The sequence below is a fragment of the Fulvimarina uroteuthidis genome, from assembly GCF_034321785.1.
Classification (GTDB): Bacteria; Pseudomonadota; Alphaproteobacteria; order Rhizobiales; family Rhizobiaceae; genus Fulvimarina; species Fulvimarina uroteuthidis.
On record NZ_JAXLPB010000005.1, the window covers coordinates 165,959 to 191,198 of the forward strand.

The window sequence follows — 25,240 nt, forward strand, 5'->3', positions numbered from 1 at the left end:
ACGCCTGCGAGTGTTTCGCCGCCTCATCCGCCTTCGCGCAAGAGCCGAACTCCGGCATTCCCATGGAAAGCCGGAGTTTCGCCCACGATCGATCAGCCGCCGTCGGACCAGGTCGTGCGGTAGAGGTCGAGCCTTCGGTCGCGCAGGTTCTTCACCGATCCCTCGTAGCGTGCCCATGACAGGGTGGCGAGGTTGAGATCGGCGACCGTCACCATCTCGACGTTCTCTGACGCTTCGGCGGCAATCCCATCGCGCGCGAACGGGAAGTCGCACGGGGTGAAGATGCCGGACTGGGCATATTCGATATCGAGATTGTCCACATTGCCGAGATTGCCGGTCATGCCGGAGGTGACGACGTAGCACTGGTTCTCGACCGCACGGGCCTGGCAGCAATAGCGCACACGCAGATAGCCGTGCCGCGTATCGGTGTTGAAAGGCACGAACAGGATGCGCGCGCCCTGGTCGGCGAGACGGCGGCCGATCTCCGGGAACTCCGAATCGTAGCAGATCATGATGCCGATCGGACCGCAATCGGTCTCGATCACGTCGATCGGGCCACCACCCTTGATCTGCCAGTAGGTCTGCTCGTTGGGGGTCGGGTGCATCTTCTCGCGCGCATGGACGGAGCCGTCGCGCAGGAAAGCGTAGCCGACGTTCTGGATGTCGCCGGTTTCGGTCTTCGTCGCGTGACTGCCGCCGATAATGTTGATGTTCCGGCGGATCGCCATGTCCGTCATCTTCTGGACGAATTCCGGCGTGTGCTCGGTCAGGCGCTGGATCGCCGCATCGGGCTTCAACTCCTCCGGCTCGCAGGACAGAAGCATGAGCGTGAAGAGCTCGGGGAACACGACGAAGTCACCGCCATATTCGGAAGAGACCTCGACGAAATATTCGACCGCATCGTAGAAATCCTGGGGTTTGGCGATCGTGCGCGCCTCCATCTGGACCGTCACGACCCGTACGATGTCCGGATTGCCGCGATTGACAGGTTGCTCCTCGCGCTGCGGATCGTAATAGGGATTGCGCCAGACCATCAGCACGCCGTAACCGCCGGATTCGACGTCGGCCGGATAGTAGCCTTTCAACAGTCGGAGCGGCTCGAAGCCGTTGTTCAGGTGAAACGTCGCGACGGGATCCTTCACGTCGTTGGCCTTGACCGCCTCGAGATAGGCCTCGGCGGTTCCGAACCTCTTCAGATTGCGTTTCATCCCCGGCATCCGGCCGCCGAAGGCGATGCCCTTCAGATGCTTGTCGGTCGCAAGGCGTCGCCGTGCGTCGTAGAGGCGCTTGCCGATGCGCAGGCGGCGCCGTTCGGGATCGACGCAGACCTCCATGCCGTAGAGCCATTCACCCTTGCGGTCGTGCATGGCCGCATAGCCGCCGCCCGTGACTTCGGCCCAGGTGTGCTGCGCGAGCGCCTTTCGCTCGGGCAGCATCATCGTCGCGGCATAGCCGACGATCTCGCCTTCGAAGACGACGACGAACTGGCCTTCCTCGAACGCCGACATCTGGCCGAGGATCATGCCGCGCGTATAGGGGGATTCGTCGCGGAAGACTTTCGAGGACAGCGCGATGATCGCATCCACATCCTTCTTGACCGCGACACGGACTTCGATTTTCGGGCTGACTTGCTTTTCGGCCATGGGAGAGGGGACGTCCTGTATGATCGGGTGTTGAAAGCGGGATCTAGGTTCGGCGCGCGGTCAGGCAAAGGCCGGCGCCCGAAGTCGCGCTCCGGGTCGCTGCGGCCGGGTACGTCGATGTGCCGGACGGATCTAGAGCTTCTCGATGATCTCGGTTCGGCCGACGCCGCTGGACAGGTCGTGCGCCCTGTTGATCTCGGGAAGGATCGAGGCGATGTCGCGCGTCACGATCGGCCGCACATGCTGCGAGCGGTGGATGAAGCCCTGCTCGTCCATATGGTCGAGAAGGGCGGTCAGGGGATCCCAGAATCCGTTGAGATTGGCGATGACGATCGGCTTCTGGTGGCGGCCGAGTTGGCCCCAGGTCAGGATCTCGATCAGCTCCTCGAGCGTGCCGATGCCGCCCGGCAGCGCGACGAACGCGTCGGAGCGCTGGAACATCAGATGCTTGCGCTCGTGCATGTCCTCGGTGACGACGAGTTCGTCGAGGCGCTTCAACTCGCTCTCGGTGGCTTCCATGTCGATCAGGAAGCGCGGGATGATGCCCGTGACCTGGCCGCCGGCTTCGATCACGCCATCGGAGACGGCGCCCATGATGCCGCGCGTTCCACCGCCGTAGACGAGCCGGATGCCGGCATGCGCCATGTCCCGGCCGAGCGCGCGGGCAGCGTCGAGATAAAGGGGATCGCGGCCCTTGGCGGAGCCGCAATATACGCAGATTGTTCGAATCGATGTCATGGTTCGAAAATCGGCGGTGCGGGTGTCATCGTCAAGCGCAGGAAAGTGAAAAACCGGGCTTTATCGTCACCGGTCAATGCCGCATGAGACGACGGGTCAGCCGAAGCGGCAACTCCGCCGGATGGTTCGGCGTTCCGCTCCCTGGAATGGTCTCCGGTTTCACGACGAAGAATGGCAGGACAGGCGATGGCAGTTGCACGGTTTCTCTGGCTCGTCCTGGGTGGATCCTCCGTCGTCCTCGCCGCCATCGGCGCGGTCCTGCCGCTTTTGCCGACGACGCCGTTCCTGATCCTTGCCGCGTTCGCCTTCTCGAAGAGTTCGCCGCGCCTCGAGCGATGGCTGATCGCCCATCCCCGCTTCGGCGGCGCCATCCGCAACTGGCGCGAGGAGCGCGCGATCGGCCGCAAACCCAAATGGCTCGCGACGCTTGTCATGGCGCTGTCGTGGGGCGTCGGCTGGGGGGTCGGGCTCTCCGGCGCGATCCTCGCCGTCCAGGCCGCCGTCTTCACGGTGGTGCTGGTCTTTCTGTGGACACGGTCCGAGCCGACGCGCCCTCAAGGTCATGCCGCAGGCAACGGGACCGTCGAACCCTAGACCCGATCGGCGGGCCGGACGCCGCTTGCAGCATCTTGTCGGGACCTGGCCGGAGAAAGATTGAGATGGTGGGTGATGTAGGGTTCGAACCTACGACCCGCTGATTAAGAGTCAGCTGCTCTACCAACTGAGCTAATCACCCACGCCGAAGCGGTGCATGCCGTTTCGTGGTCCGCTATAAAGAGCGGTTTTCGCGATGTCTACCCGTTCGAGCGGCTCCCCATCGGAATAATTCGCATGGTGCCGCGCTTTCGCGTCGCGGATCGGCGCTGCCGGCATGTCCGCCCCTGCCGGTTTATCCTTGCCGCTTGCTGGAATCTCACGGCAAATCCGGCTATGAATCCGCGGTCGGACCGTCCGTCGGCGTCTGCCGTGCGGCCGGTTCGTGATTCTGGGAGGAATGGAATGGTTCGGGATTTGCTGACGGCGTCGGTCTCGGCGCTGCTTCTTGCGGCCGCAACGCCGGCTTTGGCCGCGGACGGCACGGTGCCGCAGACCGCCTGGTCCGAGATCCGCGGCGCGCTGTACGGCGAACGCGAGATGATCGCGGCAAGCCCGGCCGTCACGCTCGAAACGCCATACCGCGCCGAAAACGATCTGCGCGTCCCCATGCGCGTGACGGTCGATCTTCCGAGCGGTGAGGCGATCGAGCGGGTGACGCTGATCATCGACGAGAATCCAATGCCGGTGTCGGCGGACTTCGAGATGAACACGCCGGTGAACGATTTCACCGCCGAGGTCTCGATGCGTTTCAACGGACCGACCATGGTCCACGCCGTCGTGGAAACGGCGACGGGCGACCTCCTGGTGAGCGAGGCCATGGTGAAGACGTCCGGTGTCGGGGCGTGCGCCGCACCGCCCACGACCGGTGTCGAGGAAGCGCTCGCGACGCTCGGAGACATGACGCTGGACGCGCCGACGATCCTCCGTGGCGCTGGTCCGAAGCCCCGGGAGGTGGCGCTCGATATCAGCCATCCCCAGCATTCGGGCATGCAGATGGACCAGATCACGCTGCATTATATTCTGGCTCGCTATGTCCAGACCGTCGAAGCGTTCGCCGATGACGAACCGCTCTTCACCATGACCGGCAGCATCAGTCTCAGCGAGGATCCCGAGATCCGGTTCAACGTGCCGAAGCGCGACGTTTCGGCCTTGCGCGTCCGCATGACGGACACCGAGGGCGCGATGTTCCAGAAAACGTTCAGTCTCGGCGGAAGCTGACGGCTGTCGCGTCCGTTTTCTTCGGCCGAGGGCACGTCATCGTCGCCGCGACGCCGGAACGGTGCGCTGCCGGCCCGTCTCGAAACCGATTGCGGTCACCTTTCCCCAAGGCCGGGAAACCGGTCGCGGGCCAGGGCGGCTCTGCGGATCACGACATCGCTCCTTACGCCCAGGGTAGGTTTACCCTCACGGCAAGAGGAAGCTGGACCGGTCTGATCTTCTCGATATCCATCGAAGCACCGGGTGCCACCGGCTGGTAGTCGGCTTGGGACGTCACGATCTGCGGCGAGCCCGCGAGCTTCGTGTCACGCCCGCCATCGCCGGGTTCCTCGTCCTCGCCGGGAATGTCGGAATAGCGCACGCCGGCAAACATCGTGCGGCGATACACCAGACGGGCAGGGCGGACCGGATCGTCGCCGATCTTGATCTGGAATTCCTTCGGCATGTGCGCCGATTCGGCGAGTGTGAGGAGCGCGCCGGTTGCGGACACGTTTCGCACCACGCAATCGAACGTGGAAAACCCGTTGTTGAAGATGATCTTGGCGCGCTTGAGAACGCGCATTCGCGGAGCGATCCGTCGTTCCGAGCCATCCGGTTCATGTTCGGGCAGTGCCATCGCTCGGTCATCCAAACTGAAATCATTCGATCCAAGAATGATGCAGGCTGGTTACCATCGGGTGAACGGGCGGGCAGGCGGGCCCTTGCCGTGGTCTTCGGCAAGCGAACGCACCGAAGACCGGGGCCGGATCGATCCGGCGCGAAAGAAGGGCCGCAGCAACGCGCGCCGCGGCCCCTTCGCATGGATTTAGTTGCGGTCCTTGTCGACCAGCGCGTTCGACTTGATCCACGGCATCATCGCGCGCAGTTTCTCGCCGACTTCCTCGATCTGATGGCGATCGTTGACGCGGCGGATGCCCTTGAAGCGGGCGGCACCCGAATGCCATTCCTGCATCCATTCGGAGGTGAACTTTCCGGTCTGGATGTCGGTCAGGACGCGCTTCATCTCGGCCTTGGTCTCGGCGGTGATGATGCGGGGCCCTGTCGCGTACTCGCCCCACTCGGCGGTGTTGGAGATCGAGTAGTTCATGTTCGCGATGCCGCCCTCATAGATGAGATCGACGATCAGCTTCACCTCGTGCAGACATTCGAAATACGCCATTTCAGGCGCATAACCGCCCTCGACGAGCGTTTCGAAGCCGGCGCGAATCAGTTCGACGAGACCGCCGCACAGGACGACCTGCTCACCGAAGAGATCGGTTTCGCACTCTTCCTGGAACGTCGTCTCGATGATCCCGGACCGGCCGCCGCCGACGCCGCAGGCATAGGAGAGGGCGAGATCGAGCGCATTGCCGGATGCGTCCTGATGGACGGCGACGAGACAGGGGACGCCGCCGCCCTTCTGGTATTCGCCGCGCACCGTATGGCCTGGGCCCTTGGGCGCGATCATGACCACGTCGATGGAGGACTTCGGCTCGATGAGGCCGAAATGGACGTTGAGGCCGTGCGCGAACGCGATCGCCGCACCATCGCGAATGTTCGGCTCGATCTCGTTCTTCCAGATGCCGGCCTGGAGCTCGTCGGGCGTCGCCATCATGAGAAGATCGGCCCATTTGGCAGCGTCCGCCACCGACAGAACCTCGAGACCGTCCGCCTCGACCTTCTTGGCCGTCGCAGATCCGGGCCGCAGCGCGACCTTGAGTTCGGCGGCGCCGGAATCCTTCAGGTTGAGCGCATGGGCGCGCCCCTGCGAGCCGTAGCCGACGATGGCGACCTTCTTGCCCTTGACGAGATTGAGATCGGCGTCGCGATCGTAATAGACGCGCATGGCGTTTCCTTCCTTGGTTTTGACCGGGGAGGGGTGTTGGCACCCGTTTCGGTTTCTCAGTCCCCGCGTGTGGGCGATCCATAAAGGATCATGAAGCGACCGGCAGCCTGTTCGGCCGCGCGGTCGAGATCGATGTCGCCGATGGAATCATCTCCCAGCAGCAGGCGTATCTGAAGGTCTCCGACCACGAGGCCGAAGAATGTCGAGAAGGCGTTCCCGTCGTCGGAATAGCGAACGAGCCCGCTGGCACGCGCGGCGACGAACAGCGGCGCGATGCGGCGCGCCATTTCGGCCGGTCCGTTCCTGAGGACGATCGCCCCGAGATCGAGGGTTTCGGATCCGGCTTCCGCGATGGCGAGCCGGTTCAGGGCGACCGATGTCGGTCCGGACAGGACGCGAAGCCAGTCCTTCGCGAACCGGGTGAGGGCATCTTCAAGGAACGCGCGATCGATCGGCCCGTTCGGCAGTTCGATGCCCCTCACCTTGGCCGCCTGCCAGCGCACCGTCGCGGTGAGAAGGCCGTCGCGATCGCCGAACCAGCGATAGAGCGTTTCCTTGGAACAGGAGGCGGAACGCGCGACGGCGATCATGGAAAGCGGACGCTGGCCTTTGACGATGAGGTCGAGTGTTGCCTCCAGCACGTCGCGCTGGCGGTCGCTCCAGCCCTCGACCGGGCCGTCTTCGACCGGTATCATGTTGCGAAATGCATGCATCCGTCGCCCATTTCACGCCGAACCGTACGGTACGGTTCTCTCGTGGAAACGGTGGATAGATCATCGCGCGGCCGGCTGCAAGTGGGGCTTTTATCTCCCGAAGAAACGTCAGCGGCGTCTGGTGGGAAGGATCGAGACCTGTCCTTCGAACGATGGCTGGCCGCGCGGATATCCAGGAGCATCGTGCGCCTCGTCGGGCGTGCGATGCTCCAGTGATCGTTTGATTGCACGCATCAGACTTTCCGAAAATCGATTCCGCTCTGCAAGCCGATGCTCTAGCGACCCCCGGGCCTCTTGGCCGCCACCCAATGGGCCTCCATCTCGTCGAGACTGGCGTCCTCGAGCGTCTTTCCCTCGGCGGCAAGCGCCGTTTCGATATGTTCGAACCGCCTGCGGAACTTGGCGACGCAGGTTCGCAGCGCCTTTTCCGGGTCGACGTCGTAGAAACGGGCGAGATTGACGACGCTGAAGACGAGATCGCCCAGCTCCTCTTCCCGCTGTTCGGCGCTGCCGCTCGCGGCGACTTCGCGAAACTCCTGCGTTTCCTCCTCGATCTTCCCGAAGATCGGCTCCGCCTCGGCCCAATCGAACCCGGCCCTGGCGGCTTCCTTCTGGATCTTCAGGGCAAGGGTCAGGGCAGGGAAGCCGGAAGGAATGTTATCCAATCGCATGGCCTTTTGAAGCGCGGCTTTTTCTCCTAGGATTTTAAGCCGATCCGCAGCTCTTTCGGCCTTTTCCTCCGCCTTGATACGCTCCCATTGGCCCTTGGCGCTTCCGGCCGTTCGCGCCTGCGCATCGCCGAAGACGTGCGGATGGCGGCGGATCATCTTCTTGGTGATCGCCTCGACCACGTCCTCGAAGCTGAACCATCCAGCTTCCGCGCCGAGCTGTGCATGGTAGACCACCTGCAGCAGAAGATCGCCGAGCTCCTCCTTGAGGTCGACGGGATCGTCCCGTTCGATCGCGTCGGCGACTTCATAGGCTTCCTCGATCGTGTAGGGCGCGATCGTGGAAAAATCCTGCTCCAGGTCCCAGGGGCAGCCGCCGTCCGGATTGCGCAGCGCAGCCATGATCTCGACCAGGCGGTTGATGTCGCGAGACGGCTCCATGACGCAGCTCCTTGCAGCGGATCCTTTATCCCGGACATCCAAAAGCCCATGCGGCGGGACGATCAAGCGTCCGACGGGCGGCATCCACCGAAAAGCGAAGTCGGACGCGATCCCCATGGACGATCGCCGCCATTTCGCGGAGCCTGTGATCGAAAGTCATCCGTGCCGGTCCTCGCACAGCGATGCCGACGCATATGCCGGCGCGATGATGATCGTCGGGAACTGTCGGCGGCCTCAAGAACCAACGCGCCGAGCCGTTCGGCTGCCGGACAACGAACGGTTTCGTAATGAGGTTGCCTTTACGGGTCGGTGGCGCGGCGGTCCGTAGTCGTCATCGTCGAGACGGTATGGTTAACGGAACATGCCGAAGGGGCGCATCCAGCGTTGCAGGACGTCCATCAGTTCCATAATCTATATTATGCAACTCGTATCTGATCGGCGTCTGCCGGGTATCGTTCCGGATCTGTCATCGCCCCAGGGTCTCTCCCACCGGTTCGTTGCGAGGCCCATCGGTTCGTTGAGAGGATGGCGCCGTGCCTCGGCAGACATCGGCTCTGCTGGCGTGCGGCGGCGAAACGGAGCCGGAAGGATCGTCTTGCCGATGTGAAACGGTCGTCCATGACGAGCGAAGGATCAGCCGTCGGACATCCGTCACGGTTCGCTGTTGAACGGCACTTCGATGATCAGCCCGTCATGGCCGGGTTGGACATGGTCCGGTGTCTGGCGCTGGACCGTGTCGTAGTCGAGCGGCGTATGCATGTGGGTGAGCGTCGCGGCCTTCGGGCGCAACCGGTCGATCCAGCCGAGCGCCTGATCGAGGGAGAAATGACTGGGATGAGTCCGATATTGGAGCGCGCCGAGGACCAGATGATCGAGGTCCTGAAGCCCGGCCTCGGTCTGCGGCGGGAACGCGCTGACATCGGTGCAATAGGCAAGCGTGCCGAATCGGTACCCCAGCGACCGGATCGACCCGTGGATCTGCGACAAGGGCATGATCGGGATCGAGCCGCCGGGGCCGTCGATAGAGAACGCCCTTCCCGGCTCGACGACATGCCGGACGGCGACCGGTGGATAGGCGCTGTCGCGCGGCGTCCTGAAGATATAGCCGAACGCGGCGACCACACGCTCGAACGTTGCGGCATCGCCGTAGATATCGATGCGCCGTCCTTGCGTCTGCATGAAGGGCCGGACGTCGTCGATGCCGTGGATATGGTCGGCATGGGAATGGGTCAGGAGAAGTGCGTCGAGGCGATCGACCCTTGCGGAGATCATCTGCGCGCGGAAATCCGGGCCGCAGTCGATGGCAAGGCGCGTAATGCCGGTGTCGGCGATCAGTTCGACGAGTGCCGCGGTGCGCGTCCGACGGTTCTTCGGGTTCGACGGATCGCAATTGCCCCAGTCGCCGGACATGCGCGGAACGCCCGGCGAGGACGAGCAGCCGAGGATCGTCAGCCGCAGACGTTTTTCTGAAGCGTCGCCCGACATCGCGTGTCAGTTCGCCCGTCTCGGATCCGGAACCTTCGAGAACAGGCCGAAGAAATTGTCGGACGTCGCCTGCGCAATCTCCTCGATGGATACGCCCTTGACGCCGGCCAGAACCTCGGCCGTGTGTCTGGTATAGCCAGGTTCGTTGCGTTTGCCACGATAGGGCATCGGCGCAAGGTAGGGCGCGTCCGTCTCGACCAGCAGGCGGTCCATCGGCACACGCGCCGCGATGGCGCGCAACGCGTCGGATCGCTTGAACGTCAGGATACCCGAGAACGACACGAAGCCACCGAGTTCGAGACCGGTCTCGGCGAGGGCGGGTCCGGAAGAGAAGCAGTGGAGAACGAAGGGGAACGCCCCTCGCCCGGTTTCGTCACGCAGGATCGCGGCCATGGCCTCGTCCGCGTCGCGCGAATGGATGACGAGAGGAAGCTGCGTTTCGCGCGCAGCCGCGATATGGCGGCGGAAGACGGCTTCCTGCACGTCGCGCGGCGCATGGTCGTAATGGTAGTCGAGACCCGCCTCGCCGATGGCGACGATCTTGTCGTGGCGTCCGGCCAGCGCGACGAGTGTCCCGGTCTCGACGTCGGGCTCCTCTCCGGCCGAATTCGGATGCGTGCCGACGGACGCATAGACGCTGTCGTAGCGGTCCGTCAGGGCGAGAAGCCGGTCGATCCTGGCGACTTTCGTCGAGATGGTGACGAACAACCGGACATCGTTCTCGCGCGCACGCGCGATGACGGCGTCGCGCTCGTCCTCGAAATCGGGAAAGTCGAAATGGCAGTGGCTATCGACGATGAACATCAGTTCGCGCTATCGCCTTCTTCCTCGACGAACCGCGGAAAGATCGGTCTGGGGGCCGGAAGCGCGGCGCCCGGCGCCAGACGCGCCGTATTCGTCAGTTCGTCGAAGCCGCGATCGTTCGCGTGGACGCCGAGTATGTCGAGAAGGTTCGATGCGCTTTCTGGCACGAAGGGCTGGAACAGGATCGCCACCTTGCGCAGCACTTCCGCGGTGACGTAGAGCACCGTCTGCATTCGGTCGAAATCGCTCTTGCGCAGCGCCCAGGGCTCCTCGCCCGCAAAGTAGCGGTTGGCCTGCGACACGACCGAAATGATGGCGTCGAGGATCTTGTGAATTTCCTGGCGGTCGGCGCATGTGCGCGCGATCGCCAGAAGGCCGTCGGCGGCGCCCAGGATCTCCTCGTCGTTCGCGGTGAATGCGCCGGGCTGCGGCACCTTGCCCTCGCAATGCTTGGCGACCATCGAAAGCGATCGCTGGGCCAGATTGCCAAGATCGTTGGCAAGCTCGGAATTCGTCCGGTTGACGATGCCGTCGTGCGAATAATTGCCGTCCTGGCCGAACGGGACCTCGCGCAGGAGGAAGTAGCGAAGGCGATCGAGCCCATAGGTTTCGACCAGCGCGAACGGGTCGATGACGTTGCCGACCGATTTCGACATCTTCTCGCCGCGGTTGAACAAAAAGCCGTGGGCGAACACGCGCTTGGGCAGCGGCAGCTTGGCCGACATGAGGAACGCCGGCCAATAGACGGAATGGAACCGGGTGATGTCCTTGCCGATGACGTGGAGGTCGGCCGGCCAGAACCCGGAACGCTCGCCGTTCGGATCTTCGAGATAGCCGGTCGCCGTGAGATAGTTCGTCAAAGCATCGACCCAGACATACATCACGTGACGTTCGTCGCCCGGAACCGGAATGCCCCAGTCGAACGTCGTGCGCGAGATCGACAGATCCCGCAAGCCCGACTTCACGAACGACACGACTTCGTTGCGGCGCTCGTTCGGGCCGATGAAATCGGGATTGTCCTCGTAGAATTTCAGGAGCGGCTCCTGGAACTTCGACAGGCGGAAGAAATAGCTTTCCTCCTCGATCCATTCGACGGGCGAGCCCTGTGGCCCGATCCGGGAGCCATCCTCCTTCAGGACGGTTTCGTCCGCGCCGTAATAGGCTTCGTCGCGAACCGAGTACCAGCCGGAATAGCTGTCCTTGTAGATATCGCCCGCCTCCTCCATCCGTTTCCAGATGGCCTGGCACGTGGCCTTGTGGCGGGCCTCGCTCGTCCGGATGAAATCGTCGTTCGATCCGCCGAGCGCGACCGACATGCGCTGGAACGCGGCCGAGTTCGCGTCCGCCAGTTCACGCGGCGTCAGGCCTTGCGCGCGCGCGTTCTGAAGCATCTTGATGCCATGCTCGTCGGTCCCCGTCAGGAAGAAGACGTCGTAGCCGTCGAGCCGCTTGAATCGGGCGAGAGCATCCGTCGCGATCAGCTCGTAGGCATGGCCGATATGCGGCTTGCCGTTCGGATATGAGATCGCCGTCGTCAGATAGTACCGTTCCGCCATGGTGAATTGTGCGCTCGCTTCGGCTTGAGTTCTTCGTCGTGTCGGATAGCGGAAAACCCTCCGCCCCTCAATGAACCACCCTCGCCCGCCGCAAGGAATATCCGTTCACCCGCAGGGACGGCCGCACGCCCGCGCGTCGGACGATCGCGCGGGTCACGCAAGGTAGCGAGCGGCATTCGCCTCGTGGAACCGGTCGTAAAGCGTCAGCAACACCTGCTTGCGGTCGAGATTGTAGGCGCCGGCCTCGGCGATTCGGGCTTTCTCGCTCTGCCACAGGGCGGACAGGTCGGACGCATCGCCGAGCGCGCCGGCCTTGAGCGCGGCTTCGCTTGCGCGCGCGATCGTCGCGGTCACCGATTCGATCGCCAGATCGTAGGCGGCCTCGCGGCCCCGAAGGGACAGCTGGTCCGCGATCGCGCCGAACCCGTTCCAGTCGGGACGCTCGGCCTGCAGCAGGGGCTGAAGCGTCCTGAGGATCTCCACGCCGCCATATTCGGCGATCTGCAATCCGCGACGAACCGATCCCTCGGCGGCCTCGATGAGGAGATCGGAATGATCGGCCGGGGCACCCGGTCCGGTCGCGCGGATCGCGCGGGCGAGATCGTCCTTGGCGAGCGAATTGAACCGCAGGAAACGGCAGCGCGAGCGGATGGTCGGGAGAAGCCGGCCCGGCATGTGGTTCACGATGAAGAAGACGGCCCGTTGCGGAGGCTCTTCCAGCATCTTCAGCAAGGCGTTCGCGGCGCTGCGGTTCATGTCGTCGGCCGGATCGATGATCGCGATTCGGAAACTGTTCCGCGCCCCGGTGGCGTGAAAGAAGCGGGCGAGCCGCCGCACTTCATCCACGGTGATCTGGCTGCGAAAGCCGGTGCCGCGCTCCTGCGCCGCACGGCTGATATGGATGAGCCCGGGATGCGCGTCCGTGGCAAGCTGGCGAAAGACGGAGCCGCCTTCGTCGAACGCGACGCCCTTTGCGGTCACGTCCGCCTCCGCGCCGAGGAGCAGTCGCGAGAACGCAAACGCCGCCGTCGCCTTCCCGACGCCGCGCGGGCCCTGCAGCAACCACGCATGATGCATCCGCTCGCCTTCGAAGGCCGTTCGGAATTCCGCGAACGCTTCATTATGGCCGATCAGACGCGACTGGGCCTTCGGCGGCGAAACCCCCTCCAGATCGTCGTGCTCGGCCTGCGTCGCGATCTCCATGGCGCTCAGGGCATCGCTTCGCTTGCATCGGCAAGCGAAAGCCCGAGCCGGTCCTCGACCGCCGCCAGAATGTCGGCAGCGATCTCGTCCTCGTCGCCGCGCCCGTCGATGACGACGCAGCGCTCCGGCTCGGCGTTTGCGATCGACAGGAACAGCGCGCGCCGGCTTTCGTGGACGCTCAGCTCGTCGGCTTCGAACCGATCGGCCACGGCGTCCTGTCGGCGGGCGCGGGCGCGCTCGAAACCGATCTCCGCCGGAACGTCGAGAATGATGGTGAGGTCCGGAAACGCGCCGTCGAGGGTCGCATCTTCGAGCCGGTCGAGAAAGCGTTCGTCGCTCTCGCTGGCTGCCACCTGATAGACGCGCGTCGAATCGTGGAAGCGATCGCAGATGACGGTCGCGCCCCGCGCCAGGGCCGGACGAATCACCAAAGCCAGATGATCGGCCCTCGCTGCCGCGAACAAGACCGCTTCCATGGTTGCGCCGAGCGCCCTCGCCGCCCCCGACAGCACCACGTGGCGAACCGCGTCCGCGCCCGGCGTGCCGCCGGGCTCGCGGGTGGTCACCACCTCGATGCCGCTTCTGGCAAGTGCGTCCGCCAGCCGCCGAACCTGCGTGGTCTTGCCGCTTCCGTCGCCGCCTTCGAATGTGATGAACTGTCCGGCCACGAAAACTCCAACCTGTCGCCCGAAGCCGGGCCCTTCGTTCAGAATGAACGGGTCCAGCCGAATGCCAATTCCTCGAGCGCGCCGCGCGCCCGCTCCGGGAAGCTCCCGACGGCCGCCGAAGCGTTCGCGAATACGTTCTGGCTATAGACAGTTTCGCCGGAAACTTGAACATCGACGACGCCGATCAGATCACCGTTCGCGACCGGCGCGATGACGGGCCCCTCGAAGCGGACTTCTGCCGTGACGTCGGCAAGGGCATCCTCGGGCAGAAGGATCGTGATCGGCCCGTCGATGCGCACCGGAACGGTCTCGACGACCCCGTTGAAGACCGGGACCCGGCCGACGATCGCGCCGGCCTCGAGCACGTTGGCCGAGACCAGATCGTCGAACCCGAAATTCAGCAGCCGTTCCGCCTCGCTCGCCCGCTCGGCGGGCGTCGCAAGGCCGGACAGCGCCAACAGGAACGTCCTGCCGCCCTTGGAAGCTGCGCCCATCAATGCGTATCCGCTCTTCTCCGAAAAGCCGGTTCCGACGCCCTCCCCGCCGAGATCGGCGGACAGGACCGGATTGCGGTTTCGCTGGAAGATCTTGTTCCATTCGAAGGCCGGCTCGGAGAAGATTGCGTAGAGTTCGGGATGTTCGGCGCGCAGATGGCGCGTCAGCGTGACGAGATCGCGCGCGCTGGTGTGTTGCACACCGTTTGCGACCGGAAGTCCGGTGGGATTGGCGTATTGCGTGTTTTCCAGACCCAGCTCGCTCGCCCGTGCATTCATCCGCTCGGTGAAGGCGTCTTCCGAGCCGGCGAGCCCTTCGGCAAGGATGATCGCGCCGTCGTTGGCGCCCTGGACGATGGTGCCGCGGATGAGATCTGCGACGGGCACGCTCGATCCGATGGCCGCGAACATGGTCGCGGCGCCCGACGGTGCGCCGCCCGTGCGCCAGGCATGTTCGCTGACGGGAAATTCGGTCGCCAGAGTGATGTCGCCCGCCTTCAGCGCCTCGAACACGACTTCCATCGTCATCAGCTTGGCGAGGGATGCGGGCTCGAACGTCTGATCGGCATTCTTGTCGAGAATGACCGTGCCGGTCTGGTCCTCGACGAGAAGCGCCCGCGGCGCGGCGGTCTCGAGACCATATCCGCTTCGCGCGCCCTCCTGCGCGCAGACAGCGGTCGGCGCGGCGAACGCCAACAGGCAGCAGAGGGAAAGGGACAGGCGGAAAGGCGAAGACAGTGACATGATGGGCGTGCGACCGGAACGTTCGATAGGATTGCCGTTGGTCCACCCTAATGCCATCTGTCGCCTCGCGAAAGCGGTGCGACGCCGGATCGGCGCAAACATCTCGCAGCCGACGGCGCCGGCATGGCTGGTCTCAGTCGCGAACGGGGAACGCGTCGGTGAAGCCGGCCGACCAGAGCTTCTGCAGAAGCCTGTCCTTGTCGACGTTCGGCGCCGCGGTCACGGTTGCCGACACGAGGCCTGGACGGCCGGTATCCTCGGCGCGGGCGCTGGTGCCGACGCCGATCACCTTGCCGACCGTCGCCATGAGCGCGCGGTCGATCGTGCCGAGATGGATTTTCTCCGTGCGGGGTCCGGAGGCCGTTCCAAGCGCTTTGAGCGCCTGCGTGGCTCCCGACGCGTTCGCTTCCGACCTGAAGGAGCTCAGCGTGTCGATCAGGTCTCCGGTTCGCGAGGGCTGGTTCTGGAAAAGCTCCCGCATCGGTCGAACGCCCGGCACCGGAGCCGCGTCAAGCGCGCTGTAGGCCGAAGCGCCGACGGGCGGGCTTTCCTGCAATTGGGAGGATGCGACCATCATGTCCTGCGGCTGGCCGCCACCGTCCGAGTAGCTTGCCATCAGCATGCGGGTATCGTCGCCCTCGACCGGTGCCCGGCCGATATATTCGACCCTGACGTTCGCGACGCCCTTGTGCTTGAAATCGAGAAGTTCGGCGGCCTTCTGCGACAGATCGATCTCGCGGCCATGGGCATAGGGCCCCCGGTCGTTGATGCGGACCTTGACCTTGCGGCCGTTGTCGAGGTTCGTCACCATCGCGTAGGACGGCAAGGGGAATGTCTTGTGCGCGGCCGAGAGGTGCCGCATGTCGTAGGTTTCGCCGTTTGCGGTCAGCCGGCCATGGAAGTTCGGGCCGTACCAGGATGCCGTGCCCGTCCCCACATAGCCGGGTTCGTCCTTGGGATAGTACCACTTGCCCTTGATCTTGTAAGGCTTCCCGACCATCGCCCGGCCGCCGCCCTTCTCGATGTTGCGCGCGGTCCGTTCGGCAACCCGGGGAGATGCCGGCACGCCATAGGTCTTTTCGTCGAATTTCACCGATGAGGTGACGTCGTCCAATCCGACGGCCGAGCCCTTGTCCTGACATCCGCCAAGGGTGATGCCCACTCCGATGAGGGATGCGAACAACACCGGGCGTCCAAACGCCGTCGACCCGTCGAAAATTGTCAAGCCATTTCCCCCTTGAGCATTTTCCGGCTGCGCGGATGAGGACGATCCCCATCGTCCGGCCATCCCGCTGCCCGATTGTCTAACAAGGCGGATGAACATGGATCAAGCGGCGAAATTGCGTTCGAGGCTTCGCGAAGCTTGCCGCGTCATGTCTGAAGCCGGCCGAATGCCGCAAAATGGGCGTGGCGGACCCGTTGCAGTTCGGTGGACGATCGACCTCTCACGCCTCGCCGAAGTTCGCCGCCACGGCGGATGGCCGAGGCGTATAAGGCTTCCCTTTTCAAGCGCTTGCGCGGACCGCATCGCGAGATCCCCCGCCGTTTAGCGAGACGTCCCCTGGCCCATGCGCGGCGGTCGCGCGGCATGATCGGCAACGAAGATGAAGAAAGTTTCAAGGATAAATGCTTTTTGCCGTTCGCACCTGACATGTGCCGCCTGCGCAACGGGCGAATCGACCGCCAACGACCTTGAACGGCGTGACGTCGCGCACGGCGCGAACGGTCGATGGCGATCCGCGATCGGGCGGCCGGAACGCTTTGGGAGCGCCATGGTCCAGCCCGGACAATCCGTCAGACATCCGTGGAGTTCGCCATCAAGCGGTTGCTTGCGGACCGGTTGTTCGGCTACCGTTCCGTTCGATGGCGAGAAGTCTGGGAGGACGGCCATCGGGCAATCTTACGATTGCCGTCGGCAGGCATAGCCTGATCGATCTGGAAATGGGGCCGAGAGCCCTTCGGGAGGAGTATTTCGATGAGGATCCGTCATCTGACCGCAGCGGCTGCGCTTGCAGCCTCGACCTGCCTTGCAGGAACAGCGTTCGCGCAGTCCACCAATCTTCGCATTCAGACCCATTACGCTCCGGAGACGCCCTCGGGGCAGCTCGCGCAGGAGTTCTTCGACAAGGTGGAGGCCATGTCGAACGGCGAGATCACGATCGAGCCGTTCTTCTCCTCCGCCGTCGTTCCGACCGTCGAAACCTTCGACGCGGCCGCGACGGGCATCGTCGATTGCGACATGACGGGCGGCGCCTACCAGACCGGCAAGAATCCGGCCTTCCAGTTCGTCGGCGACATCATGGGCGGTTACGACACGCCCTATCAGCAGCTGTCCTGGCTCTATTATGGCGGCGGCCTCGAAGAGGCGCAGAAGCTCTACAACGAATTCGACATGCAGCTCATCGGCTGGTGGATCTACGGCCAGGAATCCATGTCCTCGTCGAAGCCGCTCGCAGGCCCCGAGGACCTCAAGAACTGGAAGTTCCGTTCGCCTCCGGGCATGGAGACCAAGATCTTCGAGAAGCTGGGTGCAAGCCCGATCGTCATGGACTTCACCGAGATCTTCACGGCGCTCGAGTCCGGCATCATCGACGGCGCGGACGCATCGGGCCTCGCCAACAATGTGGGTCTCGGCTTCTACGATATCGTGGAGCACGCGACCTATCCCGGCTTCCACTCGATGCCGTCGGATCATCTGGCCTGCAACAAGTCCGTCTATGACGCCATGCCGGACCATCACAAGGCGATCCTGAACACCGCGATGGAGTCCCTCGCGCTGCGCACCGCCCTCACCTTCGAGCAGAAGAACGCGCAGGCCGCGTCCGATCTTCGGGCCAAGGGCGTCACCCTCTACGACTGGTCGCCGGAGGACCGGCAGGTGTTCCGCGACGCGGCGCAGGCAACCTGGCCGGAATTCGCCACGTCCCCCGAAGCCGAGGCCCTCGTCGAAAGCCATCTGGCCTACCTGACGCAGCTCGGTCTCGTGAAGGACGCTGCCGCGTCGGATGCCGCAGCCCCGGCGAGCGAAAGCGCGAACTAGCCGCCACGCCATGGTCGGCCGGACCGGGCCCGTCTGGAGCCCGTCCGGCCGACCACCTTGTTCCACATTTTATCGGGAGCGATCCGATGGTCGAGCACGAGCCGACTGGTCCGGTCGATCGGCTGAGCTTCACGTTCAGCCGCGTCACCATGTGGGGGCCGGCGTTCATCGTCTGCATCATGTTCTACGAAGTCGTGATGCGGTACATGTTCCAGGCTCCGACCCTTTGGGTCAACGAGTTGAGCCTGTGGGCGGCCGGTGCGGTCTACGTGACCGCGGGGCTGTACTCCATGCAGCAGCGAAGCCATATCCGCATCTTCGTGCTCTACGACATGGCGCCGCTCTGGCTTCGCCGGATCTTCGATGTCATTTCGACGCTGTGCGTCGCGATCTTCTTCATCGCGGTTCTGTGGGGGGCGTTCGGCGAAGCTCTCGCCAAGTTCTGGCGCTGGGAGGCGTTCGGGACCGCATGGGATCCGCCCCTTCCGGCAACGATAAAGCCGCTCGTCCTGATCACGCTCTTCCTCGTTTCGCTTCAGGCCTTCTCGAACCTAATCCGCGACTGGCCGGCCTCTCCGGCCGTTCGCAAGACCTTCGACGTCGTCTGCGGGATCCTGATCATCGGCCTCTGCCTTGCCGCCCTGCCGTTCGTGCTCGATGTGGCCGGCGAGGGCTCGAGCGTCCCGATGGTCTGGCGCATCGTCCTGTGCGCGCTCCTGGTGATTTCCGTCGTCCTGTGCCTCGTCGGCCTGGTGCGTGACTTCAACACGACGCCCGAACCGATCGTCGAGGAATACGATCCGCTCGAGGATCTCGGTCTTGCCGACGCGCGGAACGACGCGCCCGGCGAGGTTCTCGCAGGCAGGCCGCCGCCGGTCGACGAGGCCGCCGGGGGTGTCGATCCCATGCGCGATCCACGACCAAGCGAGCGGTCCGTCAAGCAATAGGGCCGGCGGCGTCACGAGGCCGGTTTCATCAGGATAGGACGCGTCGAGACGCGTCGCTGCAGATCGTTCCGGGGCAGATCGTTCCGCGAACGCGGGCGGACCAATTGGGGGACTTCATACCATGGATATCGGCACGATCTCGATGATCCTGCTCGTCGGCATGCTGGTGCTTCTGGCGATCGGCATGCCGCTGGGCTTTGCGTCCGGCTTTCTCGCGGTCGTTGTCATGGTTCTCAAGTTCGAGCCGACGCTGATCACCGATCCGTTCGTCCACGGCATCGATTTCGCCAGCTACGGCTTCGGCGAAGGCATCCTCACCCGATCGTTCGGCTCGGGTCCGCTGAACGTGCTCGCCCAGCGATTATACGGCATCACGACCAATTACGTCCTGATCTCCGTCCCCCTCTTCATCTTCATGGCGGTGCTTCTTGAGCGGTCCGGCATCGCCAAGGACATGTATTCGTCCCTCTCGATCTGGATGAACCGGACCCGCGGCGGCATCGCCGTCGTCACCGCGCTGATGGCGATCGTCATGGCCGCCATGAGCGGCATCATCGGCGGCGAGGTCGTGCTCCTCGGCCTCATCGCCCTGCCCCAGATGCTGCGGCTCGGCTACGATCAGAATCTTGCGATCGGCACGATCTGCGCGTCCGGCTCGCTCGGGACGATGATTCCGCCCTCGATCGTCCTCATCTTCTACGGTCTGATCACCGAAACCTCGATCCAGGCCCTGTTCCAGGCAGCCTTCCTGCCAGGCTTCATGCTCGCGCTCTGCTACATCATCTACATTCTCGTCCGCACGCGCATCAATCCGAGCCTCGCCCCGCTCCCGGAACCCTCGCCCGACGACATGGACGGGCGCGAGAAGAAGCTTTACGGCGGCACGCTCCTCGCCGAGATCATCGGCGTCTTCGCCGCCATCGTCATCGTGCGCAACCTGCTGATCCAGTTCGCCGGCTGGGGCGACGACGATTCATGGTTCCGCGACCCCGGAACCCTCTACTGGGCCGTTCCGCTGGCGCTCGCCTGCCTCGGCTGGATCGTCCTCGGCGCCGGCGCCGAGGTCGCGCGCGAATCCTGGAAGCGCGGCAAGGGCATGGTGCAGCCTCTCCTGATCGTGCTCGTCGTGCTCGGCTCGATCTATGGCGGCATCACCGGCATCACCGAAGCGGCAGCCATGGGCTCGATCGCGGTGCTCGCGCTCATCTGCCTGCGACGCGAATTCTCGTTCAATCTCCTGCGCGAAGCGTCCATGCGTACGTTCAAGTCGACCGGCACGATCATCTGGGTGACCTTCGGCGCGACCGCGCTGGCGGGGGCCTACACCATTGCCGGCGGGCCGACCTATGTCGCCAATCTCATCATCGGCTACGAGCTGCCGACCATGGGCGTGCTCCTCGTCATGATGATTATCTTCCTGTTCCTGGGTGCCTTCATGGACTGGACGGGCATCGTGCTTCTCGTCATGCCGGTGTTTCTCCCGATCGTTCTCAAGCTGCCGATCAACGAGCTCGGCATGTTCGGCGAGCTGGAATCGGCGACGCTGGTGAAGGTCTGGTTCGGCATCCTGTTCTGCGTGAACATGCAGGTGAGCTTCCTCTCGCCCCCGTTCGGGCCGGCCGCCTTCTATCTGAAGTCCGTCGCGCCGCCGCACATCACGCTGCCCGCAATCTTCAAGAGCTTCCTGCCGTTCATCTGCATGCAGCTGCTGATCCTTGCCGTCATCTTCCTCTTCCCGCCGATCACGACGGTGTTCCTGTAGTCGCCCGGCAATTGTGGTGTAGAAGGCCTCTCATGAAAACCGTTCGATTGTCCCCAAACGACAATGTCGTCACCGCCGCAGCGCCCCTCGAAGTCGGCGTCGAGGGCGCAAAACAGCTGATTCCACGCGGCCACAAGATGGCGACCGCAGACATCGCCAAGGGTGCGCCGGTCGTCAAATATGCGCAGGTGATCGGCTATGCCGGCGAGGACATTCCGGCCGGTGCCCATGTCCACACGCACAATCTCGAATTCCGCAATGTCGACATGGACTACGAGTTCTCGACGAACCTGCGGCCGGTCGCGCCCGCCGAGACCGCCGACACGTTCCAGGGATATCGCCGGGCGTCCGGCCGGGTCGGAACCCGCAACCACATCGCGATCCTGACCTCGGTGAACTGCTCGGCGACCGCCGCGCGGATGATCGCCTCGCATTTCACGCCGGAGAAGCTGGCCGCCTATCCGAACGTCGATGGGGTGACGGCGTTCGTCCACGGCACGGGCTGCGCCATGGGCGGCGACGGAACCGGCTTCGGCATCCTGCAGCGCACGCTCTGGGGCTATGCGCGCAATCCCAATGTGGGCGGGGTGCTGATGGCCGGCCTCGGCTGCGAGATGATGCAGATCGACTGGCTGATCGAGGCCTACGGCCTGACGCCCGGCCCGCTGTTCCGCACCTTCAACATTCAGGACGAAGGCGGGCTTCGGGAGACCATCGCGAAGGGGATCGAGACCATCGAGACGATGCTTCCCCTGGTCGACGACGTGCGCCGCGAGGCGTGCCCCGCGTCCGAGCTGATGGTGGCGCTGCAATGCGGTGGGTCGGATGCCTGGTCGGGGATCACCGCGAACCCGGCGCTCGGTTATGCCTGCGACCTTCTGGTCGCCCAGGGGGGCACCGGTGTGCTCGCCGAAACCCCCGAAATCTACGGCGCCGAGCATCTTCTGACCGCCCGCGCCGCCAACCGGAAGATCGGCGACAAGCTCATCGAGCTGATCCATTGGTGGGAAGACTATACCGCCCGCAACAAGGGTTCGATGGACAACAATCCCTCGCCCGGCAACAAGCGCGGCGGCCTGACCACGATCCTCGAAAAGAGCCTCGGCGCGGCCGCCAAGGGCGGGACGACGCCGCTCAACGGCGTCTACCGCTATGCCGAGCCGGTGACCGAACGCGGTTTCGTCTTCATGGATTCCCCCGGCTACGATCCGGCCTCGGTGACGGGGCAGATCGCGTCCGGCTGCAATCTCGTCGCCTTCACCACCGGACGCGGATCGGCGTTCGGCGCCAAGCCCTCGCCCTCCATGAAGATCGCCACCAACACCGAAATGTACCAGCGGATGTCCGGCGACATGGACGTGGATGCGGGGCGCATCCTTTCGGGCGCTCGCAGCGTGGAAGAGGTCGGCCGCGAGATCTACGAGATGTGGTTGCGAATCGCCTCCGGCGAGAAGACGAAATCCGAGGCCCAGGGGCTCGGCGATTACGAATTCGTGCCCTGGCAGGTCGGGGCCGTGATGTGAGGTCGTGGCCGAATCATCGAAACGTGCAGATTCCGGGATGAGTATCATGAGACTGAACGCAAAACGCGCCTTCATCACCGCCGCAGGCCAAGGCATCGGCCGCGCCATCGCCGAAGCCTATGTGCGCGAAGGCGCGCAGGTGACCGCGACGGATTTGAAATCCGATCTGCTGGCCGGCCTCGACGCCAGGACGTTCGCGCTCGACGTCACCGACAAGTCCGCGCTCCAGGCCGCGGTCAGGGAGGCGAACCCCGATATTCTCGTCAACTGCGCCGGCTTCGTCCATTCCGGCACGATCGCGGAGGCGACCGACGAAGAGTTCGATTTCGCAATGAACCTCAACGTGCGTTCGCAGTTCCACTCGATGGCCGCCGCCCTTCCCACCATGGTGGAGCGTGGGTCCGGCTCGATCGTCAACATCGCCTCGGTCGTCTCTTCGATCATCGGTGCGCCGAACCGCTTCATCTACGGGCTCAGCAAGGCCTCCATCGTGGCCATGACCAAATCGGTCGCGCTCGATTACGTCACAACGGGCGTGCGCGTGAACTGCATTTGTCCTGGAACGGTCGAGAGTCCCTCCCTGCACGATCGCTGGCGCGCGACGGGCGACTATGAAGCGGCCCAGAAAGCCTTCATCGCACGCCAGCCCATGGGCCGTATCGGCCGCCCGGAGGAGATTGCCGCCCTCGCCGTCTATCTCGGATCCGACGAGAGCGCCTTCACCACCGGCCAGGCGCACATCATCGACGGCGGCTGGTCGGCGGGCTGAGAGCGGCGGGACGTCAGCCGCGCCCGATGAACGGCATGGCGCTCGCCATGACGATCATGAACTGGACGTTTGCCGAAAGCGGCAGCTTCGCCATGTGGAGGACCGACGAGGCGACGTGCGACACGTCCATCACCGGCTCGATCGCGATCGAGCCATCGGCCTGTGGCACGCCTTCGGTCATCTTCTGCGCCATGTCGGTCAGTGCGTTGCCGATGTCGATCTGGCCGCAGGCAATGTCGAACTTCCGCCCGTCCAGGCTGAGGGATTTGGTGAGCCCGGTCACGGCATGCTTCGACATGGTGTAGGGCACCGATCCGAAGCGCGGCACATGGGACGAGATCGACCCGTTGTTGATGATGCGACCGCCCTGGGGATCCTGCTGGCGCATCAGCGCGAACGCCGCGCGGGCACACAGGAACATGCCCGTGATGTTGGTGGAGGCGAGGTTGAGCCAGTCGTCGACGGCGATCTCGTCGATCATCGTTGCCGGAAGATTGACGCCGGCATTGTTGAACAGGACGTCGAGATGCCCGAACTGGTTGGCGATCTCCACGAAGGCGCTCTCGACCGCCTTCGGGTCGGTCACGTCGAACGGCAGCACCACCGCGCTGTCCTCGAAGCCTTCCGCCGTCTCGCGCAACGGCTCCTCCCGGCGCCCTGCGAGCGCGACGCGCCATCCGTTTTCCAGAAACGTTCGAGCCGTCGTCCGGCCGATTCCGCTACCGGCCCCGGTCACGAGAATGGTCTGCATGCATTTCCCCCCTTTTGGTTTCGAACGCACCCCCAGTATGGTGGCGCGCACGCGATCGATGGATGATCCAGGACCGGGTATCTATAGAGAATATCGGCGCGGTCACGGAAAAAACGGCTCGTTCGCGGAAGGTCCCGGCCGCATCGGCGGCGAACGGGAAAACGCGTTCCGCCCCGCAGAGGCACCCTTGCGATCGCCGTTGCCGGGAACCGAACGACGCAAAACCCATGCCCTGGCGCCGGCCTTTCGAAGCACCGCGCCCGGCCTTCGGTGCGGGGCCGCCTCTTGCGTGCCACCCACGAACGTTCAGGCAAAGGGTTCGCCCGGCGCCGTCACCCGGCGAAGGGTCAGATTGATGCGGCCACCCTTCTTCAACAGGGTGGATGTGGCCGGATAGATGCGATCGACCCCGTGATAGCAGAGCCGCCCGGCCCCGCCGAGAATCACCACGTCTCCCGACCGCAGCCTGATCGACGTGGTCCGGCCGCCGCGCGTGGTCTCGCCCACCCGGAACAGGCAATCGTCGCCGAGCGAGATCGAGACCACCGGGGCGGTCAGATCGCGTTCGTCGCGATCCTGATGCAGTCCCATCTTTGCGGCATCGTCGTAGAAATTGACGAGACAGGCCTGCGGCGGGACGTCATGGCCGCTGACCTCCGTCCAAAGAGCCAGCAGGCGTTCCGGGATCGCCGGCCAGGGCGCGTCGGTGCGCGGATGGTGCGGCTGGTACCGATAGCCCGCGCGATCGGCGACCCAACCGAGCGCGCCGCAATTCGTCATGCGAACCGAGAGGGGCTTTCCGGTCTTCGGCATGGCCGGCTGGAACAAGGGTGCTGCCTCGACCACGCGTCGGATGTCGTCGACGAGCGCTTCCTGATCCGTGCGCGAAAGATGGGCCGGGATGTGCCGAACGCCCTTCGGCAGCACGTTCACGACAGGTAGCCGAGCTGCGCGGCCAGGGCGACGGCGTGGGTGCGGTTCGACGCGTCGAGCTTTCGCTGGGCGGCCGTCAGATATTGCGAGATCGTATATTCCGACAGGCTGAGGACCGTGCCGATCTCGGACGAGGTCTTGCCCAGCATGGCAAGCCGCAGGCAGTCGCGCTCGCGCGCGCTCAGCGGATTGTTCCTGCGGTTTTCCTCGAACCTTACGGCCGACAGCATCCCGAAGAAGGCAAAGGCGAAACTATGCAGCGCCCGGATCGCCGGGCGTGGCGGCAGCGGCTCGGGCCCGGCAAAACACAAAGCACCGGAAAAGGCCGTCAGCCCGTGGACCGGCAGGAACACCCCTTCCGACCAGCCGGCTCCGGCCAGGAGCCGCGCGCCCGGGGAAGGTTGCGGGTCCGAAATTCCGTAGAGCGTGTCGATATCCCATTCGAACGGCATCGGATCGGCGGTCAGCATCGAGGCGACGACCTTGTGCTTGTGAAGATCTGCCTGCTCGTAGGAACGCCGGAACGCGGCAGACCAGTTTCCGATGAGATAGCGGGTCTGAAGGCCCTGTTCGTCGGTGGCGGGCAGGCTGAGGGCGGCCACATGCGTGAAACCGGCGGCGACCGCCGCACTCGCGAGCGCGTCCCTGAGGCCATGTTCCGTCCAGGGCGTCGGCAGGCTGGCAAGGTCGGGAAGCACGATCAAGACGGCCCCTCCGA

General features: G+C 64.3%; 23 protein-coding genes and 1 tRNA gene. 7 read left to right on the forward strand and 17 right to left on the reverse strand.

What is annotated here, in order from left to right; genetic code table 11:
* Window positions 1-92: 92 nt before the first annotated feature.
* Together U0C82_RS15110 and U0C82_RS15115 are read right to left on the reverse strand one after the other, a co-directional pair.
* Window positions 93-1,643: a carbon-nitrogen hydrolase family protein gene (locus tag U0C82_RS15110; RefSeq protein WP_322188113.1), complete on the reverse strand. Its 1,551-nt coding sequence runs from the start codon at window positions 1,641-1,643 to the stop codon at window positions 93-95.
* Window positions 1,644-1,775: 132 nt separating this feature from the next.
* Window positions 1,776-2,381 (reverse strand): LOG family protein, encoded by a 606-nt coding sequence (locus U0C82_RS15115; RefSeq protein ID WP_322188115.1) that lies wholly within the window; start codon window positions 2,379-2,381, stop codon window positions 1,776-1,778.
* Between the two features lie 186 nt (window positions 2,382-2,567).
* On the opposite strand from U0C82_RS15115, the gene U0C82_RS15120 reads away from it, so the two are divergent.
* The gene (locus U0C82_RS15120; RefSeq protein WP_322188117.1) at window positions 2,568-2,975 is read left to right on the forward strand and encodes a YbaN family protein; all 408 of its coding nucleotides are present in this window, start codon (window positions 2,568-2,570) and stop codon (window positions 2,973-2,975) included.
* Between the two features lie 66 nt (window positions 2,976-3,041).
* On the opposite strand, the gene U0C82_RS15125 is transcribed toward U0C82_RS15120, so the two are convergent.
* Window positions 3,042-3,117: transfer RNA gene (locus U0C82_RS15125), tRNA-Lys, on the reverse strand.
* Between the two features lie 263 nt (window positions 3,118-3,380).
* Between U0C82_RS15125 and U0C82_RS15130 the strand changes: the two genes are divergently transcribed.
* Window positions 3,381-4,196 carry a quinoprotein dehydrogenase-associated SoxYZ-like carrier gene (locus U0C82_RS15130; RefSeq protein WP_322188119.1) on the forward strand — a complete coding sequence of 272 codons (816 nt, stop codon included), beginning with the start codon at window positions 3,381-3,383 and terminating at the stop codon, window positions 4,194-4,196.
* Window positions 4,197-4,359: 163 nt separating this feature from the next.
* Here the strand turns inward: U0C82_RS15130 and U0C82_RS15135 are convergent, their stop codons facing one another.
* From U0C82_RS15135 to U0C82_RS15185, 11 genes are all read right to left on the reverse strand, one after another.
* Window positions 4,360-4,812 carry a PilZ domain-containing protein gene (locus tag U0C82_RS15135; RefSeq protein ID WP_416186698.1) on the reverse strand — a complete coding sequence of 151 codons (453 nt, stop codon included), beginning with the start codon at window positions 4,810-4,812 and terminating at the stop codon, window positions 4,360-4,362.
* Between the two features lie 189 nt (window positions 4,813-5,001).
* Window positions 5,002-6,021: a ketol-acid reductoisomerase gene (ilvC, locus tag U0C82_RS15140; protein ID WP_322188123.1), complete on the reverse strand. Its 1,020-nt coding sequence runs from the start codon at window positions 6,019-6,021 to the stop codon at window positions 5,002-5,004.
* A gap of 56 nt (window positions 6,022-6,077) precedes the next feature.
* Window positions 6,078-6,716: a TetR/AcrR family transcriptional regulator C-terminal domain-containing protein gene (locus tag U0C82_RS15145; RefSeq protein WP_322188125.1), complete on the reverse strand. Its 639-nt coding sequence runs from the start codon at window positions 6,714-6,716 to the stop codon at window positions 6,078-6,080.
* A 293-nt stretch (window positions 6,717-7,009) separates the two neighbouring features.
* Entirely contained in the window at window positions 7,010-7,843 is an 834-nt protein-coding gene (mazG, locus tag U0C82_RS15150) for a nucleoside triphosphate pyrophosphohydrolase (RefSeq protein ID WP_322188127.1), read from the reverse strand.
* Between the two features lie 651 nt (window positions 7,844-8,494).
* Window positions 8,495-9,328: an MBL fold metallo-hydrolase gene (locus tag U0C82_RS15155; protein ID WP_322188129.1), complete on the reverse strand. Its 834-nt coding sequence runs from the start codon at window positions 9,326-9,328 to the stop codon at window positions 8,495-8,497.
* Between the two features lie 6 nt (window positions 9,329-9,334).
* A complete protein-coding gene (locus U0C82_RS15160) occupies window positions 9,335-10,132 on the reverse strand; it encodes a TatD family hydrolase (protein WP_322188131.1) in 798 nt (265 codons plus the stop codon).
* Window positions 10,132-11,688: a methionine--tRNA ligase gene (gene metG / locus U0C82_RS15165; protein WP_322188133.1), complete on the reverse strand. Its 1,557-nt coding sequence runs from the start codon at window positions 11,686-11,688 to the stop codon at window positions 10,132-10,134. Before metG ends, U0C82_RS15160 begins: the two co-directional genes overlap by 1 nt.
* Before the next feature lie 153 nt (window positions 11,689-11,841).
* Window positions 11,842-12,891: a DNA polymerase III subunit delta' gene (locus U0C82_RS15170; RefSeq protein ID WP_322188136.1), complete on the reverse strand. Its 1,050-nt coding sequence runs from the start codon at window positions 12,889-12,891 to the stop codon at window positions 11,842-11,844.
* A gap of 5 nt (window positions 12,892-12,896) precedes the next feature.
* Window positions 12,897-13,559 carry a dTMP kinase gene (gene tmk / locus U0C82_RS15175; RefSeq protein WP_322188138.1) on the reverse strand — a complete coding sequence of 221 codons (663 nt, stop codon included), beginning with the start codon at window positions 13,557-13,559 and terminating at the stop codon, window positions 12,897-12,899.
* Between the two features lie 38 nt (window positions 13,560-13,597).
* The gene (locus U0C82_RS15180) at window positions 13,598-14,797 is read right to left on the reverse strand and encodes a D-alanyl-D-alanine carboxypeptidase family protein (RefSeq protein WP_322188140.1); all 1,200 of its coding nucleotides are present in this window, start codon (window positions 14,795-14,797) and stop codon (window positions 13,598-13,600) included.
* Window positions 14,798-14,930: 133 nt separating this feature from the next.
* Window positions 14,931-16,022 carry a septal ring lytic transglycosylase RlpA family protein gene (locus U0C82_RS15185; RefSeq protein WP_322188142.1) on the reverse strand — a complete coding sequence of 364 codons (1,092 nt, stop codon included), beginning with the start codon at window positions 16,020-16,022 and terminating at the stop codon, window positions 14,931-14,933.
* 750 nt (window positions 16,023-16,772) lie between these two features.
* Between U0C82_RS15185 and U0C82_RS15190 the strand changes: the two genes are divergently transcribed.
* From U0C82_RS15190 to U0C82_RS15210, 5 genes are all read left to right on the forward strand, one after another.
* Window positions 16,773-17,837 carry a TRAP transporter substrate-binding protein gene (locus U0C82_RS15190; protein WP_322188144.1) on the forward strand — a complete coding sequence of 355 codons (1,065 nt, stop codon included), beginning with the start codon at window positions 16,773-16,775 and terminating at the stop codon, window positions 17,835-17,837.
* Window positions 17,838-17,923: 86 nt separating this feature from the next.
* The gene (locus tag U0C82_RS15195; RefSeq protein ID WP_322188146.1) at window positions 17,924-18,784 is read left to right on the forward strand and encodes a TRAP transporter small permease subunit; all 861 of its coding nucleotides are present in this window, start codon (window positions 17,924-17,926) and stop codon (window positions 18,782-18,784) included.
* Window positions 18,785-18,905: 121 nt separating this feature from the next.
* Window positions 18,906-20,546: a TRAP transporter large permease gene (locus U0C82_RS15200; RefSeq protein WP_322188148.1), complete on the forward strand. Its 1,641-nt coding sequence runs from the start codon at window positions 18,906-18,908 to the stop codon at window positions 20,544-20,546.
* A gap of 32 nt (window positions 20,547-20,578) precedes the next feature.
* Window positions 20,579-22,069 carry a UxaA family hydrolase gene (locus U0C82_RS15205; RefSeq protein ID WP_322188150.1) on the forward strand — a complete coding sequence of 497 codons (1,491 nt, stop codon included), beginning with the start codon at window positions 20,579-20,581 and terminating at the stop codon, window positions 22,067-22,069.
* Window positions 22,070-22,106: 37 nt separating this feature from the next.
* Complete coding sequence (locus U0C82_RS15210; protein ID WP_322188152.1) at window positions 22,107-22,838, forward strand: SDR family oxidoreductase; 732 nt, start codon at window positions 22,107-22,109, stop codon at window positions 22,836-22,838.
* Between the two features lie 13 nt (window positions 22,839-22,851).
* Here the strand turns inward: U0C82_RS15210 and U0C82_RS15215 are convergent, their stop codons facing one another.
* From U0C82_RS15215 to U0C82_RS15225, 3 genes are all read right to left on the reverse strand, one after another.
* On the reverse strand, window positions 22,852-23,589 hold the full coding sequence (locus U0C82_RS15215; RefSeq protein WP_322188154.1) for an SDR family oxidoreductase: 738 nt from the start codon (window positions 23,587-23,589) through the stop codon (window positions 22,852-22,854).
* Window positions 23,590-23,895: 306 nt separating this feature from the next.
* The gene (locus U0C82_RS15220; RefSeq protein ID WP_322188156.1) at window positions 23,896-24,522 is read right to left on the reverse strand and encodes an alpha-ketoglutarate-dependent dioxygenase AlkB; all 627 of its coding nucleotides are present in this window, start codon (window positions 24,520-24,522) and stop codon (window positions 23,896-23,898) included.
* On the reverse strand, window positions 24,519-25,220 hold the full coding sequence (locus U0C82_RS15225; protein WP_322188505.1) for a helix-turn-helix transcriptional regulator: 702 nt from the start codon (window positions 25,218-25,220) through the stop codon (window positions 24,519-24,521). Before U0C82_RS15225 ends, U0C82_RS15220 begins: the two co-directional genes overlap by 4 nt.
* Window positions 25,221-25,240: the final 20 nt, after the last annotated feature.